The organism is uncultured Porphyromonas sp., from assembly GCF_905372525.1.
Classification (GTDB): domain Bacteria; phylum Bacteroidota; class Bacteroidia; order Bacteroidales; family Porphyromonadaceae; genus Porphyromonas.
The window spans coordinates 84,693-106,945 of sequence record NZ_CAJPPN010000002.1 but is presented as its reverse complement, the minus strand read 5'-3'; the positions used below and the strand labels follow the sequence as shown (position 1 = coordinate 106,945).

General features: G+C 54.8%; 20 protein-coding genes. 16 read left to right on the top strand and 4 right to left on the bottom strand.

All coding sequences use genetic code 11. The features are described from left to right. The first annotated feature begins 397 nt into the window (after positions 1-397). The 10 genes from QZ170_RS01005 (at position 398) to QZ170_RS00960 (ending at position 10,099) form a co-directional block, all read left to right on the top strand. Positions 398-1,060 (top strand): ATP-binding cassette domain-containing protein, encoded by a 663-nt coding sequence (locus QZ170_RS01005; protein WP_297175967.1) that lies wholly within the window; start codon positions 398-400, stop codon positions 1,058-1,060. 33 nt (positions 1,061-1,093) lie between these two features. Then, positions 1,094-2,425 (top strand): aspartate kinase, encoded by a 1,332-nt coding sequence (locus tag QZ170_RS01000; protein WP_297175965.1) that lies wholly within the window; start codon positions 1,094-1,096, stop codon positions 2,423-2,425. Positions 2,426-2,427: 2 nt separating this feature from the next. Next, complete coding sequence (gene menA / locus QZ170_RS00995; RefSeq protein WP_297175963.1) at positions 2,428-3,327, top strand: 1,4-dihydroxy-2-naphthoate octaprenyltransferase; 900 nt, start codon at positions 2,428-2,430, stop codon at positions 3,325-3,327. A 40-nt stretch (positions 3,328-3,367) separates the two neighbouring features. Continuing rightward, positions 3,368-3,730, top strand: a complete 363-nt coding sequence (locus QZ170_RS00990) for a septum formation initiator family protein (protein ID WP_297175961.1) — start codon at positions 3,368-3,370, stop codon at positions 3,728-3,730. Positions 3,731-3,741: 11 nt separating this feature from the next. Next, complete coding sequence (locus QZ170_RS00985; protein WP_297175959.1) at positions 3,742-4,098, top strand: hypothetical protein; 357 nt, start codon at positions 3,742-3,744, stop codon at positions 4,096-4,098. A gap of 22 nt (positions 4,099-4,120) precedes the next feature. Continuing rightward, positions 4,121-5,128: a pseudouridine synthase gene (locus QZ170_RS00980; protein WP_297175956.1), complete on the top strand. Its 1,008-nt coding sequence runs from the start codon at positions 4,121-4,123 to the stop codon at positions 5,126-5,128. Between the two features lie 132 nt (positions 5,129-5,260). Beyond that, entirely contained in the window at positions 5,261-7,282 is a 2,022-nt protein-coding gene (locus QZ170_RS00975) for a cytochrome c biogenesis protein CcdA (protein ID WP_297175999.1), read from the top strand. A 1-nt stretch (position 7,283) separates the two neighbouring features. Then, positions 7,284-8,078 carry a nucleoside triphosphate pyrophosphohydrolase gene (gene mazG, locus QZ170_RS00970; protein WP_297175954.1) on the top strand — a complete coding sequence of 265 codons (795 nt, stop codon included), beginning with the start codon at positions 7,284-7,286 and terminating at the stop codon, positions 8,076-8,078. Positions 8,079-8,199: 121 nt separating this feature from the next. Next, complete coding sequence (locus QZ170_RS00965; protein ID WP_297175952.1) at positions 8,200-9,279, top strand: glycosyltransferase family 4 protein; 1,080 nt, start codon at positions 8,200-8,202, stop codon at positions 9,277-9,279. A gap of 199 nt (positions 9,280-9,478) precedes the next feature. Continuing rightward, positions 9,479-10,099, top strand: a complete 621-nt coding sequence (locus QZ170_RS00960; RefSeq protein ID WP_297175950.1) for a porin family protein — start codon at positions 9,479-9,481, stop codon at positions 10,097-10,099. 97 nt (positions 10,100-10,196) lie between these two features. Here the strand turns inward: QZ170_RS00960 and QZ170_RS00955 are convergent, their stop codons facing one another. Further along, entirely contained in the window at positions 10,197-11,579 is a 1,383-nt protein-coding gene (locus QZ170_RS00955) for an MATE family efflux transporter (protein WP_297175948.1), read from the bottom strand. A 694-nt stretch (positions 11,580-12,273) separates the two neighbouring features. Here QZ170_RS00955 and QZ170_RS00950 point away from each other — a divergent pair. The 6 genes from QZ170_RS00950 to QZ170_RS00925 are packed head-to-tail and all read left to right on the top strand — an operon-like array spanning position 12,274 to position 18,473. After that, positions 12,274-13,266 carry a polyprenyl synthetase family protein gene (locus tag QZ170_RS00950; RefSeq protein WP_297175946.1) on the top strand — a complete coding sequence of 331 codons (993 nt, stop codon included), beginning with the start codon at positions 12,274-12,276 and terminating at the stop codon, positions 13,264-13,266. Then, the gene (locus QZ170_RS00945) at positions 13,266-14,051 is read left to right on the top strand and encodes a TatD family hydrolase (RefSeq protein ID WP_297175944.1); all 786 of its coding nucleotides are present in this window, start codon (positions 13,266-13,268) and stop codon (positions 14,049-14,051) included. Before QZ170_RS00950 ends, QZ170_RS00945 begins: the two co-directional genes overlap by 1 nt. 14 nt (positions 14,052-14,065) lie before the next feature. After that, complete coding sequence (locus QZ170_RS00940) at positions 14,066-14,665, top strand: nitroreductase family protein (protein WP_297175942.1); 600 nt, start codon at positions 14,066-14,068, stop codon at positions 14,663-14,665. 4 nt (positions 14,666-14,669) lie between these two features. After that, entirely contained in the window at positions 14,670-15,683 is a 1,014-nt protein-coding gene (locus tag QZ170_RS00935) for a M28 family peptidase (protein ID WP_297175941.1), read from the top strand. A 41-nt stretch (positions 15,684-15,724) separates the two neighbouring features. Beyond that, positions 15,725-16,147 (top strand): SufE family protein, encoded by a 423-nt coding sequence (locus QZ170_RS00930; protein ID WP_297175940.1) that lies wholly within the window; start codon positions 15,725-15,727, stop codon positions 16,145-16,147. A 31-nt stretch (positions 16,148-16,178) separates the two neighbouring features. Continuing rightward, a complete protein-coding gene (locus tag QZ170_RS00925) occupies positions 16,179-18,473 on the top strand; it encodes a GH92 family glycosyl hydrolase (protein WP_297175939.1) in 2,295 nt (764 codons plus the stop codon). Positions 18,474-18,603: 130 nt separating this feature from the next. Here the strand turns inward: QZ170_RS00925 and QZ170_RS00920 are convergent, their stop codons facing one another. The 3 genes from QZ170_RS00920 to QZ170_RS00910 are packed head-to-tail and all read right to left on the bottom strand — an operon-like array spanning position 18,604 to position 21,407. Continuing rightward, a complete protein-coding gene (locus QZ170_RS00920) occupies positions 18,604-18,864 on the bottom strand; it encodes a hypothetical protein (protein ID WP_297175938.1) in 261 nt (86 codons plus the stop codon). Between the two features lie 12 nt (positions 18,865-18,876). After that, on the bottom strand, positions 18,877-20,409 hold the full coding sequence (locus QZ170_RS00915) for a GH3 auxin-responsive promoter family protein (protein ID WP_297175937.1): 1,533 nt from the start codon (positions 20,407-20,409) through the stop codon (positions 18,877-18,879). A 20-nt stretch (positions 20,410-20,429) separates the two neighbouring features. After that, positions 20,430-21,407 (bottom strand): lipopolysaccharide kinase InaA family protein, encoded by a 978-nt coding sequence (locus QZ170_RS00910; protein ID WP_297175936.1) that lies wholly within the window; start codon positions 21,405-21,407, stop codon positions 20,430-20,432. Positions 21,408-22,253 lie beyond the last annotated feature (846 nt).

Genomic DNA, 22,253 nt, shown 5'->3' with positions numbered 1-22,253 from the left:
TCACCATAGAGCGAGGGCAAGGCCGTCAAGGAGCATACGCCGAAGATAGAAGTATCCGTGTCCTAGGTGTAGAGGTCCCCAGCGTACCCCTCCTACCTAGGAGGGATGAGTATACACGTGTGTACACAACTGTATACACGCGTGTACACTACCTCGCTCTAAGTATATCCTCTGTAGGGCTCGCTTGTATGTCTATTTCTTGGGGATAATGCCTAGGATTTTTAGTGATAGGCTAAAACTTCTTGGGATATGAAATTATCCCCCCGAAGATCCAAAGGCAGGAGAGCGAGCGAGATCATGCGTTGGCTCTGCCTCTGAAGGGAGCGAATGGTAGTTCGCTCTGAATACGCCACTTTGTGTATCTTTGTGAGCATACAACAATAGAATGCATCACCAGATGGCAGAAGCAACGCCTATATTAGACTTTCAGGGTGTCCAGATCACTCGGCATGAACATATCATCTTCGAGGACTTCAGCCTTCGGCTGGAGGCTGGGGAGTTTGTCTATCTGACAGGTCCTGTCGGGGTGGGTAAGAGCACCCTGCTGAAGACGATCTACGCCGAGGTTCCCATCAAGCAAGGACATGCGATGGTCTTGGGGATGGATCTGGTACAGGTCACACGTCGTACCCTCCCTGCCCTCAGACGTAGGATCGGGATTGTCTTCCAGGACTTCAGACTCCTCCCAGATCTGGATGTGTATAACAACCTCGATATTGTCCTACGTGCCTTTGGCTTCGGTCGGGGTGCAGACCGTAGGGCTCGGATCCAGGAGGTACTCCAGGAGGTGGGGCTGGAGCGTAAGGACTACAAGTATCCTCACGAGCTATCTGGGGGCGAACAGCAGCGTGTATGCATCGCTCGAGCCCTCATCGGAGGACCAGACCTAATCCTAGCGGATGAGCCTACGGGGAACCTAGATGCAGAGAATGGCCTCGGTATCGTCGAGCTCCTCCACCATGTGGCTCGGGAGCGGGGGACGGCAGTGCTCATGGCTACCCACAATAGGCTCGTCCTGGAGCGTTTCCCCGCACGCTGTATCGAGATGGATAGCCTCTAGTATACCCTGCATAGAACAAAGAAGAATCGATAGGTGAAAGTAATGAAGTTTGGAGGCACCTCTGTCGCCTCCGCCCAGCGTATCCGACACGTAGCCGACCTCATCACTGCTACAGATGAGCCCAAGGTAGTCGTCTTATCTGCCATGGCTGGTACGACGAATGCACTCGTGGAGATCGGTCGCCAGCTGATGGCTCATCATAGGCATGAGGCACTGACGATCCTCACGAAGCTCAAGCGCAAGTACGAGGAGGAGACGCGCCTGCTCTTCTCCGATGCCAAGAGCTACGACAAGGCCTGGACGCTGGTCAATGAGACGTTCTTCTTCCTCGAGCAGATCTGCTATGCCGAGACCTTCACCCTCTTTGATGAGAAGAAGATCTTAGCCCGTGGAGAGCTCCTAAGTACAGCTATGATGCTCCGCCACCTCGCCGATAGAGGGGTGCATGCCGTAGGGCTACCCGCACTAGAGTACATGCGTACGGACAAGCAGGCCGAGCCTGATGAGGCCTTCATCGAGCGTCACCTGAGGCGTCTGATCAGTCATGCTCCACAGGGTACACGCCTCTTCATTACCGAGGGCTACATCTGCCGCAATGCATTCGGAGACATCGATAACCTCCAGCGAGGAGGGAGCGACTATACGGCGACACTTGTGGGGGCGGCACTCGTGGCGGATGAGATCCAGATATGGACGGATATCGACGGGATGCACAACAACGATCCACGCTACGTGGATGCTACCTCGCCTGTCCGACGTCTTCACTTCGAGGAGGCCTCCGAGCTTGCCTACTTCGGGGCGAAGATCCTACACCCCACTTGTATCCAGCCTGCCAAGAAGCGGAGTATCCCCGTACGTCTACTGAATACCCTCGCTCCCGAGGCGCCCGGTACCCTGATCTCCCTAGACACAGATAAGGATATGATCAAGGCGGTGGCGGCGAAGGATGGTATCACGATGGTTCGTATTCGGAGCAACCACCAGCTCACACACTGGAGCTTCATGGGCAAGGTCTTCTCCCTCTTTGAGCACCACTGTATCCCTATCGATATGATTGCCTCCACCGAGGCTTCGGTCTCGCTGACTGTCGAGCGTCCAGCCCTCCCCGAGTCCCTACGTAGTGGACTATGCCAGCTAGGGACGATCGAGGAGGAGCACGACCTGACGATCGTATGCGTCGTCGGTGACCTCGAGTGGGAGAATGTGGGATTTGAGGCTCAGATCCTCAATGCCCTCAGCGAGATCCCCGTGCGAATGATCTCCTACGGGGGGAGCGACTATAATCTGACGGTGCTGGTAGGGGCTGAGGACAAGCGGCGCACACTGCTCGCACTGAGTGATCACCTCTTCAGACGCAGCTCATAGTGATGGTGACTACAACCTCTCCCTCTCGCAGTGCTCTATGGCTAGGACTCACACGTCCTCGTACCCTCTTCTCTGGGCTTAGCTCTGTATTGGTCGCTCTCTTCTATGCAGCTAGTCTAGGGTCTCTCGACTGGGTGAAGGTCGTACTCCTAATCGTCGTCGCTGTCTCTGCTCAGATCGGGAGCAACATCGCCAACGACCTGATTGACTACCACAAGGGTGCAGATACCCAGGAGCGCACGGGCCCCCTACGTCCCCTCTCTCGGGGACTACTCACGGAGGGTGAGGTGCGATGTGCTCTGTACCTCAGTCTACTCCTGCTCCTCGGAGCTGGAGGTACGCTCGTAGCACTCTCCTCATGGTGGCTGATCCTCGTCGGGGTCTTCGTGGTTCTCGGGATTTTCGCCTATTCGGGTGGGCCCTATCCTCTGTCTTATCATGGGCTGGGAGATGTAGCTGTGCTCATCTTCTTTGGCTGGGTGCCGACCGTGACGAGCTTCTATATTCTTAGGGGAACGGTGATGGATCTGACCCTCTGGCATCTAGCCACGGCGATCGGACTAGCGAGTATGAATATCCTTGTCGTCAATAACTACCGAGACGTAGCGGAGGATCGTAAGGTGGGCAAGCGAACGCTCATCGTCCGCATGGGACAGGACTTTGCTCCCCGCTTCTACCTCACACTCGGCCTGCTCTCTATGGGCTTGCTCTATCCGATCTACTCCTTCTGGGGGATGTTACTCTTGCTCCCCTATGTCTTCCTCTTCACACACGCACACCGGGCTCTACAGGTGGCGCAGGGTGCTGAGCTCAATCGAGTCCTAGGCTGGACGGCTCGGAATGTCTTCTTCCTAGCACTCCTCATCGGAGCTATGCTTCTCCTGCGTGGCTGTGAGGTCTGAACACCTCCCGTATATAGACTATTCTAGCAGTATATTGATCATGGTATCATCCCTGGAGACTCTACGAGGCTTTATTCAGACCCGTTACCAGAAGCTCATTGGGCTTAGTCGTCGCTACTCGTGGCTTCGCTATGTCCTCGTCGGAGCGGTGACGATTGTCTTTACGTTCTTTGTCGGGGAGCGCACGGTCTTCTCCTATATGAGGCACATGGAGCGTAAGGCCTTCCTGGAGAAGGAGTATAACTACTATCGTCCCCGCTACGAGGCCGATAGTGCTCGCCTCAGTGAGATCCGCAACAATCCCGAGCACATCGAGCGGATCGCTCGGGAGAAGTACTATATGCATGCCCCTGGGGAGGAACTCTTTGTCCTTGCTCCCCCTGAGCAGGCTAAAGATAAATGACCTAGTGACGTATGGATAGGAAGTACAAATACCTATATATAGTCAGTGTCCTGATGCTCCTGACTGGGGCGGCACTGGCGATGATCCATCACGTAGCCTTCGATGTACTCTATACACTCGGTGGGGTAGGGTACACCTTGTATTATGTATTAGCCCCGATGAAGGATCAGCCTCGTCTAGTGCGCCGTGTGGCTCGCATGGGAGTATTCTCCGGACTACTCTTTACTCTCTCGGGGGTAGCTCGCTTCGGGCTCTTCGATGCCTATGGCCAGAATGCCTGGCTCGTCTTCCTAGTCCTCGGGTTGGTGTATATGTGCTATGGCAATATCCTGCTCTATATCGGAGATAAGAAATCAAAACAACAATAACCTCGGAATATCCTCCATCAGAATGGATGAACAGATAAAGAAACCTACTAAGACAAGGACGAAGCAGCGAGTCTCCGTCCCTGGTAGTAGAAAGCAACTCCTGAAGCTGACGGTGGCTGAGGAGGGGACTCTCCTGCCCTTCTTGATCGCTTCGCTCTCAGATAAGAGCCGGACGACGATCAAGCAGCTCCTACACGATCGTTTTATCTCGGTCAATGGAGCCCCGACGACTCAGTTTGATACACCCCTCAGTGGTGGAGATGTCGTGTGTCTACACCCAGCCCCCCTCCCCAGCCGTCTCGTGCACCCTCAGGTCGATATCATCTACCAAGATGAGTACCTGATCATTGTCCGCAAGGCTACGGGTATCCCAACCGTCGCAAGCGGGGAGGAGAAGGACAAGACCGTCCTAAGACTGCTCTCGGAGCATCTAAAGGCCTTCAATCCCCAGGCTAAGGTCTACCACATCACCAGACTAGATAAGGATAGCGCGGGCTTTGTCGTCTTCACCAAGAGTCGGGAACTACAGACCCGCCTAAGCGAGGACTGGCAGAGGTATTGTCGCCGTCAGCAGTTCGCGGTGGTGACAGAGCGACAGCCAGAGCCCAGCGAGGGTGTCCTAGTACCAGCCTCCGACACCAAGGCTCGGGAAGAGCATAGACGGCGGGGAGATACCCGTAGGACAGGGGATGCACATGAGGCTGGACGTGCTACCTACCGCACGCTGGCCACAGGAGACACGCGAAGTCTGCTCTCTGTAGAGCTGACCTCGGGGCGCAACAATCGCCTACGTCGTCAGCTAGCAGCCCTACACTGCCCCATCGTCGGAGATTGGCGCAACGGGTCTACGGAGAAGGAGCTCGGGTACGTCGCCCTAGAGGGCATCCACCTGAGCCTAGTGCATCCTGTGACGGGGGAGCTACTAGACTTCAGTCAGCCAGTACCATCATCCTTCCGCCGACTGCTACGTACGAAGATGAGCCCAAGAGACGTTAAGAGAGCGAAGGCACAACCTAAGCGTGGCCGATAGTACCGCTTGAAGGCGCTCAAAGCATAGACTAACATTTAGCACAAATCATAGATTATGAAGACTGAACACAAGGCCTCGGCTCCTCTCCTTCGTTACCTGAGGAGGGGCACTCTCGGTGTCGCGCTTGCCCTGATGACCCTCCTAGGGGCACAAGCACAGATCATAAGTGATGTCGTCAAGTGGACACGTTCCGTAGAGGACAACTCGCCGACGGAGAAGACGATCGTCCTGACGGCCACCATCAAGCCTAATTGGCATCTCTATGCCACTGATCTCCCTGCAGGGGGGCCCACCCCGACTCATCTACTCGTAGATAAGATCTCTGGAGCAGAGCTCGTCGGTAAGCTAACCTCTGACACGAAGCCCATAGAGAAGTATGACCCCAACTTCGAGATGAACCTACGCTTCTTCAGCGGTAAGGTAACCTTCCGCCAGAAGATCCGCATTACTGATCCGACGAAGTTTGCCTTCGAGGGGGCTATCCGCCATATGGCTTGCGATGATGAGCGTTGCCTAAGCCCAAGCAACTGGGACTTCTCTGTCCAGGCTAAGGATCTAGGTAAGCTCGCAGGTGCAGCACCTACAGCCACTGCTGAGTCCCAAGCCCCCCAAGCTCCAACCCCCATCATGGGGGAGCCCTCGGCCGATAGCACCACATCTGCCCCAGATACGCTATCGGCAAACCAAGAGACAGCCCAAGGGGCCGTCTCCGATCTGTGGGCACCTGTGATCCCAGAGCTAAAGGCATATGGGGATAAGGCTCTAAACCAAGCTGAGGGGTCGCTCTGGATGCTCCTCGTGGGGGGCTTCCTCGGAGGCCTCGTTGCCCTCGTTACGCCCTGCGTATGGCCAATGATCCCGATGACGGTGAGCTTCTTCCTCAAGCGTTCCAAGGATAGGAAGAAGGGGATCCGTGATGCCGTCCTCTATGGTATCTCTATCATCGTTATTTATGTGGCTCTAGGGCTCGCTGTCTCCGGAGCCTTTGGTGCGAGTGCATTGAATGACCTAGCGACGAATGCGTACTTCAATATCGCCTTCTTCCTCCTACTCGTCTTCTTTGCTGTCTCCTTCTTTGGGGCTTTCGAGCTGGTTCTACCCGCATCATGGACGAGTAAGATGGACCAAAAGGCCGACTCTGCCTCTGGCCTGGTGAGCATCTTCTTCATGGCCTTTACCCTGTCTCTCGTCTCCTTTTCCTGCACCGGTCCTATCATTGGGACACTGCTGGTACAGGCGGCGACATCCTCCACAGGGATCTTGGCTCCTGCTATAGGGATGCTTGGCTTTGCTCTAGCACTTGCGCTTCCCTTCACGCTCTTCGCTATCTTCCCCAACCTCCTGCAGTCTATGCCGAAGAGCGGTGGCTGGCTCAACTCGGTGAAGGTCGTACTAGCCTTTATCGAGCTAGCTCTAGCGCTGAAGTTCCTCTCCGTCGCAGACCTTGCCTACGGGTGGCATATCCTAGACCGTGAGGTCTTCCTCTCGCTCTGGATCGTGATCTTCACTCTGCTCGGGCTGTACCTGATAGGTAAGATCCGCTTCCCCCACGATACACCTCAGGAGAAGACCCCCATCCCAGCACTTTTCCTCGCTATAGTCTCGTTTGCCTTTGCGCTCTACATGGTGCCTGGGCTGGTAGGAGCACCTCTCCGAGCCATCAGCGCCTTCTCTCCTCCGCTGAGCACGCAGGATCTCAACCTCTACAAGGGTGAGGTACACGCTCAGTTCTCCGACTACGAGACGGGTATGGCCTACGCCAAGCAGGTCGGCAAGCCTGTGATGATAGACTTCTCGGGCTATGGCTGTGTGAACTGCCGTAAGATGGAGGCCTCCGTATGGACCGATGCCAATGTCAAGGCGACCCTTGACAACGACTATGTCCTCATCACCCTCATGGTCGATGAGAAGACTGCTCTCCCTGAGCCTATCGAAGTCGAAGAAGCCGGCAAGAAGATCAAGCTACGTACAGTCGGAGACAAGTGGAGCTATCTACAGCGTATGAAGTTCGGTGCGAATGCTCAGCCCTTCTATGTCCTACTAGACAATGAGGGTAAGCCCCTTGCCTCCTCTTACGCCTATAACGAAGATGTACCCGCCTATATGGACTTCCTCAAGGCTGGGCTAGCAGAATACTCAGCTCGCAAGAAGTAAGATGTCTCATACAAGAGAAGAGAAGCTCGCAGCCTTCAGCCGTCTACTAGACGTGCTGGAGCGCCTGCGTGTCGAGTGCCCTTGGGATAGGGAGCAGACCAACGAGAGCCTTCGCACGAATACCATCGAGGAGGTCTATGAGCTCTCCGATGCTCTCCTCAGGGGAGAGCCCGAGGAGATCAAGAAGGAGCTCGGGGATGTCCTCCTGCATATCGTCTTCTACAGCCGTATAGGTGAGGAGAAGGGGCTCTACGATATCGCTGATGTCTCGCATGCGCTCTGTGATAAGCTCATCTACCGTCACCCCCATGTCTATGGGGAGGCTACGGCCGAGAGTACCGATATTGTTCTAGAGCGATGGGAAGAGCTAAAGCAAAAGGAGAAGGATGGTAATAAGACCGTCCTCTCGGGTGTCCCCGATTCCCTACCTACCCTCATCAAGGCCTATCGTATACAAGATAAGGCTCGTGGTGTGGGCTTCGACTGGGAGAAGCCCGAGGACGTCTGGGCTAAGGTCGAGGAGGAGCTCCAGGAGCTTCGCGAGGCCGTAGCTCACCATGATGCCGATGCCATGGAGGCAGAGCTCGGAGACTTCCTCTTCAGTGTGATCAATGCTGCTCGTAAGTACAAGATCAATCCCGACAATGCCCTTAGCCGTACGAATGAGAAGTTTATTCATCGCTTCGGCTATATAGAGGCAAAAGCCAAAGAGCAGGGTCGCTCTATCAAGGATATGACCCTTGGTGAGATGGATGCCCTCTGGGAGGAGGCAAAGGCTCTCGAGCCTAAGGCTTAGTCTTCCCTCTCTCTCGATATGCTGATCTAACTGCTGACCTCACTACACCATTGCCCCGTGATTATCCTAGGGGCGAGGTGTGGTGAGGTCAGCTTCTTTTATCTCTCCTATCCTAGTATAGATGTCTTATCCAGCGACCAATATCCGTCTACTCATCACCCATCGTGAGGCCGATGAGTCTACGATCATCCTAGCGGAGGGGCTTGCGGCTCTTCCAGACTTCGAGGTGTACATGACTCGGGAGGGTATCGCCTCTGCTGTCGTTGAGCGGGGGGTAACCTACCTACCTTGTCCCCCGATCACGGGCAAGGTAAATCTGCCAGTGTGTCGTCTCCTGCGCCGATATGTGCGTCAGTATCACTTCACGCACACCTACTCCCCGGGGAGCTCGGGGCTATCGAATGCACTCCTAGCGACCCTATTCTCCTCGGTGAAGAATATCGCCTACCGGGGGACCGGAGCTCGTATTCGTCGTACAGATCCTACCTACTACCTCGGTATCCTGAACCCTCGGGTACATCATATCGTCTGTGAGACGGAGCATGTGGCAGCCTACCTAAGCACCTTCTTCTCTCCATCAAAGCTCACGGTGGCGACCAAGCCCTTCTCTCTACCCTGGGCTGATCAAGCTCTTCGCTCTCCCATCGAGCTACCCGAGCTACAGGGGAAGTCCCTGCGTCTGGTGATGGTCGCCAACAATAGGGGGCGTCCCTTCAAGGGGCTGCACACCCTACTAGAAGCCATGCTACTACTTCAGGATGATAGGATCGGACTAACGCTAGTGGGAGACTATGATGAGCACGAGCGGCTCTTCGTCCAGTCCAGTCCGATTGCCTCCAATATTCTCTTCCTCGGTGAGCGACCCGAGGCTATGCGCTATATGGCTGCCTCCGATGTCTATGTCCTCCCGAGCTGGCGTGATGCCTCTCCACGTGTCGTACGTGAGGCAATGTCTCTGTCTCTGCCCACGATCGTCAGTGACATCCCGGGTAGTAGGGACTTGATCCTACCGGGTGAGACAGGGCTACTCGCACCTGCCCAAGATCCCGAAGCGCTGGCTAAGGCTATCCTTTGGATGCTAGAGCACCCCGAGGAGCGTAGAGCTATGGGACGTCTAGGACGGGAGCGTATAGCACGTGACTTCAGCCCTGAGCGTTATACGGAGATCTTCGCCGACCTCTTCCGCTCTCTAGCTGTCTAACTCCTCTCAAGAAGCTTTCTAGCCGAGGGACTAATATCCGCATATTCTATCCGTGGCAAGGGGGGGACTATGTCCTATGCTCCGTGCCATCCAACCCACTGCATACCATCTAGCCCTCTTCCTCCGTTTAGCTAAGGTAACGAGAAACAATGTCGTCCATGGGGCTGTAGCCCCAATAATTCAGAGTAAGAACAATAAGATGAAGAAACTATTTGCAATGTCCCTCCTCCTACTCTCCACGCTTGGGCTCCACGCTCAGAGCTTTGGGGTAAAGGGGGGCTTCGGCTACTCCACCCTCAATGGTGCTAAGATCGATGGTGTCGATATGAAGGGACGAGGAGGCTTCTACATAGGGGCTCTCGCCGAGCTACCCGTGACCTCCTACCTCGCCCTACAGCCCGAGGTGCTCTATAGCCAGCAGGGTGCTAGCTGGGAGGTGACTCGTCTAGGACAGACGCTCTCCCTACGCCTCAAGACGAGCTACATCAACATCCCTGTGATGGCTAAGCTCCGTGTAGGTAATCTCTCCTTTATGGCTGGCCCTCAGCTGGGCTTCCTCGTCGGTACTCCATCTCAGGAGCTCGCCCTCGGGGGAAACTCTGTGAAGCTCAGTAGGGATAGCTTTGCTTCTATTGACTTCGGGATAGGCCTCGGTGCCGAGTTCCTGATCACTAAGGGACTATTCATAGACCTACGCTATACGCATGGTCTGATCAATACCTTGGATAAGGAGAACTCCACGCTGAGGAAGCTACAGATCAGTGATAAGAATAGCTTCAAGAACGCAACATTTACCCTAGGGCTAGGGCTCAAGATCTAGCATCCTCCCCTTGGGATCATAGTAACAGAGAGCCCCCCACAGACCTATACCGGTCTGTGGGGGGCTCTCTAGTATCCTAGCACTGTAGGCGGGAGAGCTATCTAGTGATCCTATAGAACCTCTTATATAGGAGTCCACCCAGCAGTAGGAGACTGATGGGGAAGGAGCTCCATATAGCCGTGAGCCTCATCCCTGCATCCTCGATACCCATGAGGAACCCAAAGATGTAGGAGAGCAAAGGAGCGAGTATGAGGTGAATAGCACAGGCATAGAGGGTCATGCGCTTGACATCCTCCATACCTCTTAGGGCATTGCCATAGATCACTTGTAGGGCATCTCCGGGTTGGTAGAGCGCCATAGGGATGACAGCTACGGAGGTCATCAGGATGACGGCTGGGTCGTCACTGAAGATATACCCGACCTGATGCCTCAGGACGAGTAGCCCGAGCATGACCACTAGGGCTGTGCCCTCTGCTAGAGCGAGAGCTATAACGGCGGTCTGCCTTGCCCGTCTCTTGTCCCCCGTGCTGTGGGCACAGCTCACGAGTATCGTCGTTGCTGCTCCTAGACCATAGTAGACGAGGTAGCCGAGTAGAGTCAGGGTGACTAGGATCTGATGTACAGCTAGGGCATCTACTCCTAGAGGGGTGACCAATAGGATAGCGAAGGCCCATGCTCCTGCCTCTACTCCCATCTGCACCCCGATGGGTAAACCCAGTCGGAAGAGACGCTGTATGTAGGGGGTACGCCAGCCCCGCTCCCGGAAGGCCCGGTAGGGTGTCCTGAGGTCTTGACTACGGCGCAGGACATAGACTAGGGCGATGAGCATATAGATTCGGGCGAGTAGGGTAGAGAGTCCCGCCCCGAAGAGCCCAAGTTCGGGAGCTCCCAGCTCACCGAATATCAGGAGGTAGTTGCCTAGTATGTTCAGCGCATTCGAGCTTAGGATGATCCACATCGGTACCCTCGTACGTCCAATCCCGTCAAAGAACTGCTTGAGAGCTCCCGAAGCCATGAAGACGACGAACGAGATGAGCTGTAGGATGAAGTAGGATCGTACCTGAGGGAGGAGGTGCGGTGGTAGCTTGAACTGCCCGAGCAGCGTATAGATCACGAGCAGAGCGAGGGTGAGTGCTCCGCCCACCCAGAGGTTGAGTAGACTACTATGTCGCAGTAGCCGCCCTAGTCGTGGCTGATCTCCTCGTGCAAAGGAGCTGGAGATGAGTGGTGTGAGCCCATAGGTGAAGCCCATACCTAGGACGAAGAAGACGGAGAAGATGTTATTGACAAACGAGGCGGAGGCTAGGGCATCCGTATGGTATTTGCCGACCATGATGTTGTCGGCGAAGTTCACCGTGATGATCCCTAGCTGTCCTAGGATGATCGGTGTACCTACGCGGAGTAGCTCCACAAGTGATCTACGGCGTTCGCTCCATCGACAGCCCGTGGGCTCAATGTGTAAGTCTCTATTATCTCTCATACTTATGCCCACAAAGGTAGCTATTGTACACTGACTATCTAGCCTGCTACCCTAATCTAGGGGACTAAGCAACTTCTCCTATGTCAGAGTGGATGCCCCGTCAGTGTGATAGACCTAAGAGCCGTAGGTCGGGATACTCTACCCGAGGATGCTTTTGGGCGGGGCTGACACATCACCTCTTTTCATATTCTCCTCTCTCTTTCACCTCTTTCTCTTCTTTCACCTCTCTGTCCCTAGGGGGATTATTTCGTGCCCAAGGGGCTCTTAGCCATATCTCTGGAGTGTCAAGCATTAGTCCTCGGGAACGCACATACGAGAGCCCTATAAGAGGACATACTTAGAGTGAGGTAGTGTACACGCGTGTACACAGATGTATACACGTGAGTACACTATTGTATACACACGTGTATACTTTTCACCCCTAGGTAGTAGGTCTATGCTTGGATAGTCTACGCCTAGGGACAGATGCCACTATCTGTGGTGTATGCTCCTCTACTACTTTGCCTTCGGCCTCTAGTGATTTCATCTATCAGTCCGGTGCACTTGGGAGGATGGGGGAGGGAATAGGTGTATAAATTGTATCTTTGCCTTAGTCACAGGGGATGGGGACTCTTAGTGAAGAGCCTTGGTACCCCTCGTCGATGAACAAGTGCTAACGTACCCTCTCGTGTGTCGAGAGCAAGCTATACGATCAATGTCATCAACCAAAGATATCTTGGCCGGTATGCACCGAGCCCTCGAAGAGAAGCTGAGTGACCGCTCCTGGGAGCACCGCTCACCGCATGGCCTCTTCACCCCCATTCACTATACGATTAGCCTCGGAGGTAAGCGTCTGCGTCCTCTGCTCTGCTGTGTCGCCGCCCGTTGCTTCACCGAGCAGTGGCAGAGGGCTCTCCCTGCAGCTGTTGCCCTAGAGGTCTTTCACAACTTCACCCTCCTGCATGATGATCTCATGGATCGCTCTCCCCTGAGACGAGGACAGGAGACGGTCTACCGTCGCTGGGGGGACAATACGGCCATCCTCTCGGGGGATGCTATGAGCATCGAGGCCTACACCGCTCTAGCAGAGGTGGAGGACAAGGGGCTATTGCCAGCTCTCCTGGCTTCCTTCAACAAGATGGCTATGGAGGTCTGTATCGGGCAGCAGCTGGATATGGAGTACGAGCTACGGCAGGAGGTCACCGTGGCAGAGTACATGGAGATGATACGGCTCAAGACCTCCGTCCTACTGGGGGCTTCGCTTGAGATCGGTGCTCTCATCGGAGGAGCAGATAGCCAGACCGCTCATAGCCTCTATGAGGCGGGTGTGGAGCTGGGACTTGCCTTCCAGATACAGGATGACCTACTTGATGTCTATGGCGATGAAGCGACCTTTGGTAAGCCCATCGGTGGCGATATCATCAATGCCAAGAAGACGCTCCTCTTGCTCTATGCTCTAGAGCAGCTCCGTGGTAGTGAGCTTGAGGAGCTTCGTGCTATCCTAGAGCTTAGCCCTGAGGAGCGAAGGGGGCAGGTCGCCCACGTACGCAGTCTCTATGAGCGAGTCGGGGTGCAAGCCTATGCCACTCAGGCAGTGGAGGCACACACCGCACGTGCCTATTCGCTCCTAGAGCCATTAGCTCTGAGCGAGGAGGGACGTGATCTTCTCCTCACGCTCTTCGCTACCTTAGCAGGGAGGAAGAGCTAATGGGGAGATCCTTGATAGATAGCCATACGCATATCTATGACGAGGCCTTCGACGAAGATCAAGAGGCCATGCTCCAGAGAGCCCTAGAGGCAGGCGTACGTCAGATGGTCTTGCCTAATGTCGATCAGGTAAGCTGGGAGCGTATGCTTCGCCTCGTCGAGTCTCACCCCGACCACCTCTACCCGACTATAGGCCTTCATCCTACCTCCGTGGGGGCTGACTACGAGGCCCTCTTGACCTATCTGGAGGAGCAGCTCGCCCATCACTCTGTCTATGCGATCGGGGAGATAGGGCTTGACTTCTACTGGGATCGGACATACGAAGCCGAGCAGGTGGAGGTCTTCCGTAGACAGCTCGGATGGGCAGACCGCTATTCGCTCCCCGTGATCCTACATGTACGTGATGCCTTTGCTCGCGCGTTCGAGACCCTGAGGGCAGTTGCTCTTCCGGAGCTACGTGGTGTCTTCCATAGCTTCACGGGTACGGAGGAGGAGCTCGAGGAGGCTTTGAGCTTCGAGCACTTCTACATCGGGATCAATGGGGTGGTAACCTTCAAGAATAGCTCCCTCAAGGACTACATCACGAGGATTCCTCTCGATCGACTGCTCCTAGAGACAGATGCCCCTTACCTCTCGCCCGTGCCCAAGCGAGGTAAGCGCAACGAGCCCAGTCACCTCATCCATACAGCCCAGTTCGTAGCCGACTGCTACGACATAGACTTAGATACGCTTACAGAGGTAACGAGCCAGAATGCACGTCGGCTCTTTGCCCTACCTACACTATAAACTACCTTCTACTTATGCAGCACATCTTAGAAACCCTAATCAAGCAGAATCGCACGTGCCGCCGTTTCGATGAGCAAACGCCCGTTGAGGCTCTTCAGATCAAGCGTTGGCTCAATGTCATACGCTACACAGCCTCGATGCGCAACGCTCAACCCCTGAAGTATATCATCGTGACAGACCCCGAGGAGTGCAACCAGATCACTGCCCTACAGCACTGGGCAGCTATGCTCCCCGACTGGGATGGCCCTGCAGTGGGCGAACGCCCGAGAGCCTATCTCATCCAGCTACTGGATACGACACTAGCACCCTCAGGACGCTTCGATGAGGGGCTACAGCTTCAGGCCCTTGGTATGCTCGCTACAGACGCTGGATACGGGATGTGTATCTTCCATGGCTATGGTAAGGGAGATATAGCTCGTATGTTTAACCTTCCTACCCATCTATCAATCAACGCTGTGATCGCCCTAGGTAAGCCTGCCGAGACCATCGTCCTCGAGGAGGCTCGTAACCCCGAGGAGGTGAAGTATTGGCGGGACGAAGAGGGACGACACCACGTCCCCAAGCGTCCTCTCGAGGAGCTCATCGTGGAGCCTCACAAGCCCTCCCTCTTCTAATAAGATGAATCAGACTATGCAGATGAGACCGCTCATGCGTCTAGGTCTCCTAGCGCTCCTCGTACCCACACTCCTAGTCGGGTGTGGAGGGAGCAAGAGCAAGGCCGAGACCGCCGATACCACGGGGGCTAAGGAGGAGACGAGACGTACCCCTTCCCCCTTCGAGGTAGACTCCGCCTATAGCTTCCTCACGCATCAGGTATCCCTAGGGGCACGTGTGCCAGGTACTCCTGCTCATAGTGCCTGCGCTAGTTGGATCGAGAGCAAGCTGAGGGAGTGGGGATATAAGGTGACACTCCAGCCCTTCGAGGGCAAGGACTACCATGGCAAGGACATCAGCGGGACGAATATCATCGCCACACGTCACCCTGAGGGGAGCGGTGAGCGAGTCCTGCTGATGGCGCACTGGGATACACGCCCAGTCGCCGACCAAGATCCTAATCCTTACGCTCAGTCCACTCCGATACTTGGTGCCGATGACGGGGCTAGTGGTGTGGCGGTCTTGCTGGAGATAGCACGTCAGGAGAGCCTACTGGGCTCAGAGCGTGCGATCGACTTCGTGTTCTTTGACCTCGAGGATGGGGGACAGAGTGGCAGTGATGATAGCTGGTGCCTAGGGTCTACCTATTGGGCTAAGCATCCCCATACCCCTGGGTATAAGGCTCGCTACGGTATCCTACTCGATATGGTCGGAGCTCAGGGAGCACGCTTCTATTGGGAGACACTCTCTAGGGAGTATGCCCGTCCTATCCTCTCAGCCCTATGGAGCACTGCTGCACAGCTGGGCTGGGGTGGGTACTTTGTCCAGGCTAACGGAGGTGCGATGACGGATGACCACGTCCCCGTCATTCGACACCTAGGCATCCCATGTGTCGATATGATCAACTTTGATCCCACTCGTGCCACGGGCTTTGGTAGCCACTGGCATACCACACATGATGATATGAATATCATCTCCATCGAGACACTCCGAGCTGTCGGAGAGACCGTCTCGACTACTATCCGTGAGGAGCTCTGATAGAGAGTCGGAGCACCTCTTATACTCAAGCATAATATAGAATGTCTACAATCAACGAAATACAAGACGAGATCATAGAGGAGTTCTCTGCCCTAGAGGACTGGATGGATCGCTATGCCCTCATTATCGATCTGGGAAATACACTAGAGCCCCTACCCGAGAGTGATAAGACCCCTACAAATATCATCGAGGGCTGTCAGAGCCGTGTCTGGATAACAGCCTCCTACGAGGGGGGCAAGGTGCACTTCAGTGGGGAGAGTGATGCGATCATCGTCAAGGGGATTGTAAGTCTCCTACTGCGTGTGCTGGATGGGCAGACGCCACAGGATATCCTCGACTCAGACCTCTACTTCATCAAGGAAATAGGTCTCTCGGAACACCTATCCCCGACACGCTCTAATGGGCTTGTCTCGATGCTTCGCCAGATGCGCCTCTTTGCTGCAGCCTTCGCTCAGCAGTCATAATCGCCCTCTATATTATAGTTCCTCTCTATCTATGACGCCACCAAAGCTCGTTGTGGGCTCGCTCGCCCTCTCTCTATTGACCCTAGCCCTCACCCCCTCCTGCTCCCCACGTACGACGGGTAGCACGCTGGATGAGCGACTTCTGTCCTTTGTCGATCCCTTCATCGGAACGGGAGAGCATGGGCATACCTTCCCTGGAGCTACCCGTCCGAATGCGATGGTACAGTTCAGCCCCGATACACACCTCCTCGGCTGGGATGCCAGCAGTGGCTACCACGCTACGGATAGTGTGATCTATGCCTTCAGCCTGACGCACCTCTCGGGGACGGGGGTAGGGGATCTTGGGGATGTCGCTCTGTTGCCTTACAGCGGAGCCGATAGCCTAAGGCCTATCGCTACCTTTGATAAGGGGACAGAGACTGCTTCTCCTGGCTATTACGCTGTCGGACTAAGCAACTTCGGTATACGAGCCGAGCTAACCTCCACAGATCGAGTTGGTCTCTTGAGAGCAAGCTATGAGGACAGTACCAAGCGACGTCTGCTTCTAGACCTCGGGCATATCCTACAGCCCAACTGGGGGCACTCTGTCGTGGCTAATGACCTCTATCTGGTGAATGACTCCACGATCCAGGGTACATTCTACACCAAGGGCTGGGCAGAGCACCACGAGCTGAGCTATAGTATTCATCTAAGCCTACCCGCAGATAGCCTAGTACTCTATCGGGATGGCAAGCAGGCAGGACGCCTTAGTCCTGGGGCTACCTTCAAGCGAGATACCTCAGACCTCGAGCTCCATGTCTACCTACCCGATGGATCACAGCCCATCCTCGTGAAGACGGGTATCTCTCCCGTCTCGACAGAGGGAGCAGAGCGGAACCTACAGGCGGAGCTCCCCCACTGGGACTTCGATCAGGTGCACAAGGATAGCAGAGTCGTATGGGCAGAGGTGCTGAACAAGATCCAGATAGAGACACAGGATACGGCCGTACTTCGCAACTTCTATACAGCCCTCTACCATGCCCATATCGCTCCATATAACTATCAGGATGTCGATGGATCCTTCAGAGGTATGGACAAGGCGATACACAAGAATGCAGATCCACGTGATGGCCATTATACAGTCTTCTCCCTCTGGGATACCTATCGTGCATTACATCCACTGCTCACGATCATTGATCCCGATCGAGCGCTACGCTATGGTCGCAGTCTCGTCAGTGACTATGATGAGGGGACTATCTTGCCTCGTTGGCCACTTGCCTCTAACTACACGGGGTGTATGCCCGCCTATCACTCGGTCAGTGTCCTCGCTGACCTCGTGGCTAAGGGCATCGCTAAGGGGGAAGACCTCCGCCACTGGACAGAGGCTGCACAGCGTAGCTCTATCTATAGAGAGGATCTCGCACAGAAGTTCGCTGGCACACGTGAGCTAGACCTGATCACACGTCACCCTTACTACAAGGAACGCTATGGCTTCGTCCCTGCAGACTCTATCCCCGAGAGTGTAAGCTGGGGTGTAGAGATGGCCTATGATGACTGGTGTATAGCACGTATAGCAGAGGCTGCAGGCCTAGACTCGGTGATGAAGGAGTATGACAAGCGTAGCCTCTACTACCGTCGCTACTGGGACAAGGAGACTCGTCTGATGCGTCCTGTGATGGGTAATGGTACCTTCCGTACACCCTTCAACCCCCGATACTCTGCTCATGCAAAGAGTGACTATACCGAGGGTAATGCCTACCAGTGGAGCTTCTATGCTCCGCATGATATGACGGGCTTCCTAGCTCTCATGGGAGGAAAGAGTGTCCTAGAGGCTAACCTTGATACCCTCTTCACGACCTCCTCTCGTATCGATGGGGCAGAGCAGTCGGGCGATATAACGGGGCTCATCGGGCAGTATGCGCATGGCAACGAGCCTAGCCACCACATCGCCTATCTCTATAACTATACTGATGCCCCCCACAAGGGGCAAGCGATCCTAGACACGGTACTGCATCACTTCTATAAGCCTACTCCAGACGGGATCATTGGTAATGAGGACTGTGGGCAGATGTCAGCATGGTATATCCTCAGTGCACTGGGCTTCTACCAAGTCTGCCCTGGTAAGGCTGAGTATATGATCGGTCGTCCACTAGTCGATCGTGCTACTCTTAGCCTGCCCAAGGGTACATTCACTATCGAAGTGCAGGGCAATAGCAAGGTGAATAAGTACGTGCAGTCCGCCACGATCAACGGACGTGACATCACGAAGACCCTTACCTTCACCCACGATGAACTCCGTCCTCAGGGTAAGCTCGTCATCGTCATGGGCCCCAAGCCAAGGAGCTAAGGTGTAGACATAGCTAAGCACAATCCACTGCAGTATAAAAGGTCAAGAGCCGTACTCGGGTATCATCCCGAGTACGGCTCTTGACCTTTTCGTCTCCCATTAGATAGGCGAAGGGGAGAAGCTACGGCTCCTAGCGGTTACGCTCCTTGTCCTCTTTCTTGTCCTCTTCTTTGTCCTTGGGGTAATACCCATAGTCATACTGGGAGCGACGACGCTCTCGGTAGCGTAGGATGAGGTAGAGTACAGCGAGGACAAGCCCTGCACCACAGAAGGTGAGTGTCCAGCGCAGCCCTTCACCCTCAAAAGGTGACGACCCCGTGGGGTAGAAGAAGTAGCCCAGCACAGCTATGTAGAGTAGGAGAAGGGCTAGGCGGATCTGTATACGTTTCATATCGGGGGATTATTAGCTGAGATGGGTGCTGTCTCGGAGGGCAAGGAGTTCCTCGAGGTAGCGACGGCTATTGGAGAGGCGAGGCACCTTGTGCTGTCCGCCGAGCTTACCCTGCCCCTCTAGCCAGCTATGGAAGAGCCCTGTGGGGGCTAGCTCTAGGTGTAGGGGATAGAGGGTCATATCCTCATACCGCTTGGCATCGTAGTCGGAGTTGAGCCGACGGAGCTGGTCATCTAGGATCTGTGCGAAGAGGGCGGTATCCTCAGGTGCTCGGCTAAACTCTATGAGCCAGTCGTGTCGTCCCTTCCCCTGCTCGAGGAAGAAGTGTGGGGCAGCTGTATAGTCCGAGACCTGTGCCCCCGTAGCTTGGCAAGCCCGAGAGATTGCCTCGTCGGTATTGGCCACCATGAGCTCCTCTCCGAAGGCGTTGATGTAATGCTTCGTACGACCAGATATGATGACTCGATAGGGAGCCAACGAGGTGAAGCGTACCGTGTCTCCGATCATGTAGCGATAGAGCCCTCCTAGGGTGGAGATGACGAGGGCATAGTCTCGTCCTAGCTCTACCTCCCAGAGTGGAATGGCACGGAGGGAAGAGAGGTCTTCGCTCAGTTCGCTCATAGGAACAAACTCGTAGAAGATCCCATAGTCAAGCATCAGCAGCATCCCCTGCTCCCTCGGGTCGTCTTGTATGGCAAAGAAGCCTTCGCTAGCATTGTAGGTCTCCTCGTAGCGCATTCGGCTAGAGGGGATCAGTTCTCGATAGGTCTCCCGATAAGGGCTAAAGCTGATTCCACCGTGGAAGAAGACTTCGAGCGAAGGCCAGACCTCGCTGATGTCCTTTGCTCCAGTGTAGGCAAGTACCTCCTTGAGTAAGACCAGCATCCAGGAGGGGACGCCTGATAGGCTCCCTACATTGGCACGTGCTACCTCTCGGACGATCGCCTGCATCTTTGCTGTCCATTCGCCCATGAGGAGAGTCTTCTTGGAGGGCACACGGAGGAGCTCCCCGAGGAGCGGCATGTGCTCGACGAGGATGGCACTTAGGTCACCCGTCTTCGCTCCGCTACCTACGGACACAGGGGAATGGCTCCCCCCGAGGACGAGCCCCTTGGTGGAGAAGAAGCGACTATCCGGATAGTTCCTGAGGTAGATCCATAGCGCATCGCTTCCACCTCGGTAGTGGCACTGCTGTAGGTGGAGGTAGGGGACGGGGATGTACTTACTGCGGTCACTTGTCGTACCGCTAGACTTGGCGTACCAGCTACACGTGCCGGGGACGAGTATATCCCGCTCCCCTCGCATCATACGCTCGATGTCTCCCTTGCAGGCCTCATAGTCCTGTAGTGGGACACGCTCGGTGTAGGTGCGGTAGTTGGTCTGCCTCGACAGGCTAAGCTCTCGGGCGAACTCTGTCCGAGAGGAGCGGTCGAGGATGTGACGTAGCTGACGTAGCTGGAGCCACTCTGCTTGGCTACTGTATCCCTCTATCTTACGCAGCCGTAGCTTGGCTATTTGGTAGATGAGGTTGGTCTTGATATCCATCGTGTCTAGTCCTAAGTGGGTTAGTGAGTATAGCCCTCCCGACGAGCTAAGCTCCTGCGTACATCCTCTGCCCGTAGGTAGCGCTGATAGAAGGCTTCCTCTCGCTCGAAGAGCTTCTGCCGAAGAGATGAGGCAGGCAGTAGATACCGTATGCGACGTGTCCACAGATACCCATCATAGAGACGTAGGTACCTGCGGGTGGTGAGCCCATAGGTATTCGTGGAGTAGCGTAGGGCAAGCTTGGGGAGTCGGCGTAGCCAGAATCGGTCACAAGCCTTCTCGAGCACCTCAGAGAAGGGGGCTAACTCCCATCTCCTTCGCTCTGTATAGGCCTCGGCAAGTGTAGCGCAGGCTCGTCTTGAATGGAAGAGACGCTCTAGGTTGCGAATGCTCTCACGAGGAGATAGCGGATAAGGGGCAAAGCGCATGCGGTTCAGATCAATGAGGTAGAAGTCATATCGCCCTGTGGTCTCATCCCGCACATAGGGGAGGTTGCCTGGGGAAAGGTCTTCGTGAATCACCCCACACTCATGTAGCTCAGCTAAGTAGTGCCCTAGGGCACGGATGAGGTCTTCTGAATAGGCTTCCCCTGCAGCGTAGGGCTGTAGTGTCACCTCTGTGGCCTCGATATAGCGACAGACATAGTAGCTGTCCGTGAGAGCCCCTAGAGGGCTATGTGTCTCTATGTAGCCGATAGGCTCTGGAGTCAGGAACTCCATCACCTGAAGCTGTAGGGCGTTTAGGTAGGAGCGTCTGGCCTTACTGCTATTGCTCCATCCGTAGTAGGTAGAGCGGAGGAAACCCAGCTTACCGAAATGCTTGACGACAAAGTCCCCCTCGGGGCATTGTATTCGGTAGAGCACGTTGCGTCCTCTGTAGATTTCGTTACACACGACCCCTTCGATGGGTGAACTGGGATCACCAGCTCTCTGTATGTAGTGTGCTAGTCGCTTGAGTAGCTCCACACCCTCGGGGAGGGCACTCCTATAGTTTGTCACGATGCCTATCTTATCTATAATCTAAATCTTTGTATACCCCGCAAAGATACAAAGAACGTCTACACATCCCATTCCCAAGACCTTACTATCACCCATCGCAGTGGAGCTATGTGTCCCTCGCTCTGCTACTAGGCGAGAGCCTCCCCCCTAAGATCAGGGCTGACGCATGAACTCACAATAGTGCGAGGGCAAGGTCGTCAAGGAGCATACGCCGAAGATAGAAGTATCCGTGTCCAAGGTGTAGAGATCCCCAGCGTATACCTCCTACCTACAAGGGATAAGTATACACGTGTGTATACAACAGTGTACCCACGTGTACACAACTGTATACACGCGTGTACACAAGTACGCTCTAAGTATCTCCTCTCTAGGGCTCGCTTGTATGTCTATTTCTTGGGGATAATGCCTAGGATCTTTAGTGATGGGCTAAGGCTCCCTGGAATATGAAATGATACGCCCGAAGATCCAAAGGCAGGAGTGTGCGAGCGAGATCATGCGTCGGCCCTCCCCCTAAGATGGCGAGGTGGTATCCTATCTTTTCTCCTCCTATAGGTGCTTATATAACACGCTCTTTACCGAACGCTCCGAGAGGGCTAAAACGAACATACCGAGAACGGGGAAGCGCTCTCGGTATGTTCGCAGTCGTCACCTATGTAAGGTGATTGGAGCGAACATACCGAGTCCTCTCTAGCGTTCATTACGTGTCCTCTGTTAGGGCTCTCGGAATGGCTGTATAGCCCTTCATCTGCATTGCTCTATCTAGGGAATCTGTTCCGTGTCCTAATCTTCTTTCTGTCAGAGGTTTGCTTGGTCTATGCGTTCCTTCTTTTCCGATCGAGTGTGTCT

What these genes read in the sequence shown, in the direction of transcription:
- QZ170_RS00965 (WP_297175952.1), top strand. Translation starts at nt 8,200, where the DNA reads ATGTCTTATCCAGCGACCAATATCCGTCTACTCATCACCCATCGTGAG.
- QZ170_RS00945 (WP_297175944.1), top strand. Translation starts at nt 13,266, where the DNA reads ATGGGGAGATCCTTGATAGATAGCCATACGCATATCTATGACGAGGCC.
- QZ170_RS01005 (WP_297175967.1), top strand. Translation starts at nt 398, where the DNA reads ATGGCAGAAGCAACGCCTATATTAGACTTTCAGGGTGTCCAGATCACT.
- mazG (WP_297175954.1), top strand. Translation starts at nt 7,284, where the DNA reads ATGTCTCATACAAGAGAAGAGAAGCTCGCAGCCTTCAGCCGTCTACTA.
- QZ170_RS00980 (WP_297175956.1), top strand. Translation starts at nt 4,121, where the DNA reads ATGGATGAACAGATAAAGAAACCTACTAAGACAAGGACGAAGCAGCGA.
- QZ170_RS00930 (WP_297175940.1), top strand. Translation starts at nt 15,725, where the DNA reads ATGTCTACAATCAACGAAATACAAGACGAGATCATAGAGGAGTTCTCT.
- menA (WP_297175963.1), top strand. Translation starts at nt 2,428, where the DNA reads ATGGTGACTACAACCTCTCCCTCTCGCAGTGCTCTATGGCTAGGACTC.
- QZ170_RS00950 (WP_297175946.1), top strand. Translation starts at nt 12,274, where the DNA reads ATGTCATCAACCAAAGATATCTTGGCCGGTATGCACCGAGCCCTCGAA.
- QZ170_RS00925 (WP_297175939.1), top strand. Translation starts at nt 16,179, where the DNA reads ATGACGCCACCAAAGCTCGTTGTGGGCTCGCTCGCCCTCTCTCTATTG.
- QZ170_RS00940 (WP_297175942.1), top strand. Translation starts at nt 14,066, where the DNA reads ATGCAGCACATCTTAGAAACCCTAATCAAGCAGAATCGCACGTGCCGC.
- QZ170_RS00915 (WP_297175937.1), bottom strand. Translation starts at nt 20,409, where the DNA reads ATGGATATCAAGACCAACCTCATCTACCAAATAGCCAAGCTACGGCTG.
- QZ170_RS00985 (WP_297175959.1), top strand. Translation starts at nt 3,742, where the DNA reads ATGGATAGGAAGTACAAATACCTATATATAGTCAGTGTCCTGATGCTC.
- QZ170_RS00975 (WP_297175999.1), top strand. Translation starts at nt 5,261, where the DNA reads ATGACCCTCCTAGGGGCACAAGCACAGATCATAAGTGATGTCGTCAAG.
- QZ170_RS00920 (WP_297175938.1), bottom strand. Translation starts at nt 18,864, where the DNA reads ATGAAACGTATACAGATCCGCCTAGCCCTTCTCCTACTCTACATAGCT.
- QZ170_RS00960 (WP_297175950.1), top strand. Translation starts at nt 9,479, where the DNA reads ATGAAGAAACTATTTGCAATGTCCCTCCTCCTACTCTCCACGCTTGGG.
- QZ170_RS00935 (WP_297175941.1), top strand. Translation starts at nt 14,670, where the DNA reads ATGAATCAGACTATGCAGATGAGACCGCTCATGCGTCTAGGTCTCCTA.
- QZ170_RS00955 (WP_297175948.1), bottom strand. Translation starts at nt 11,579, where the DNA reads ATGAGAGATAATAGAGACTTACACATTGAGCCCACGGGCTGTCGATGG.
- QZ170_RS00990 (WP_297175961.1), top strand. Translation starts at nt 3,368, where the DNA reads ATGGTATCATCCCTGGAGACTCTACGAGGCTTTATTCAGACCCGTTAC.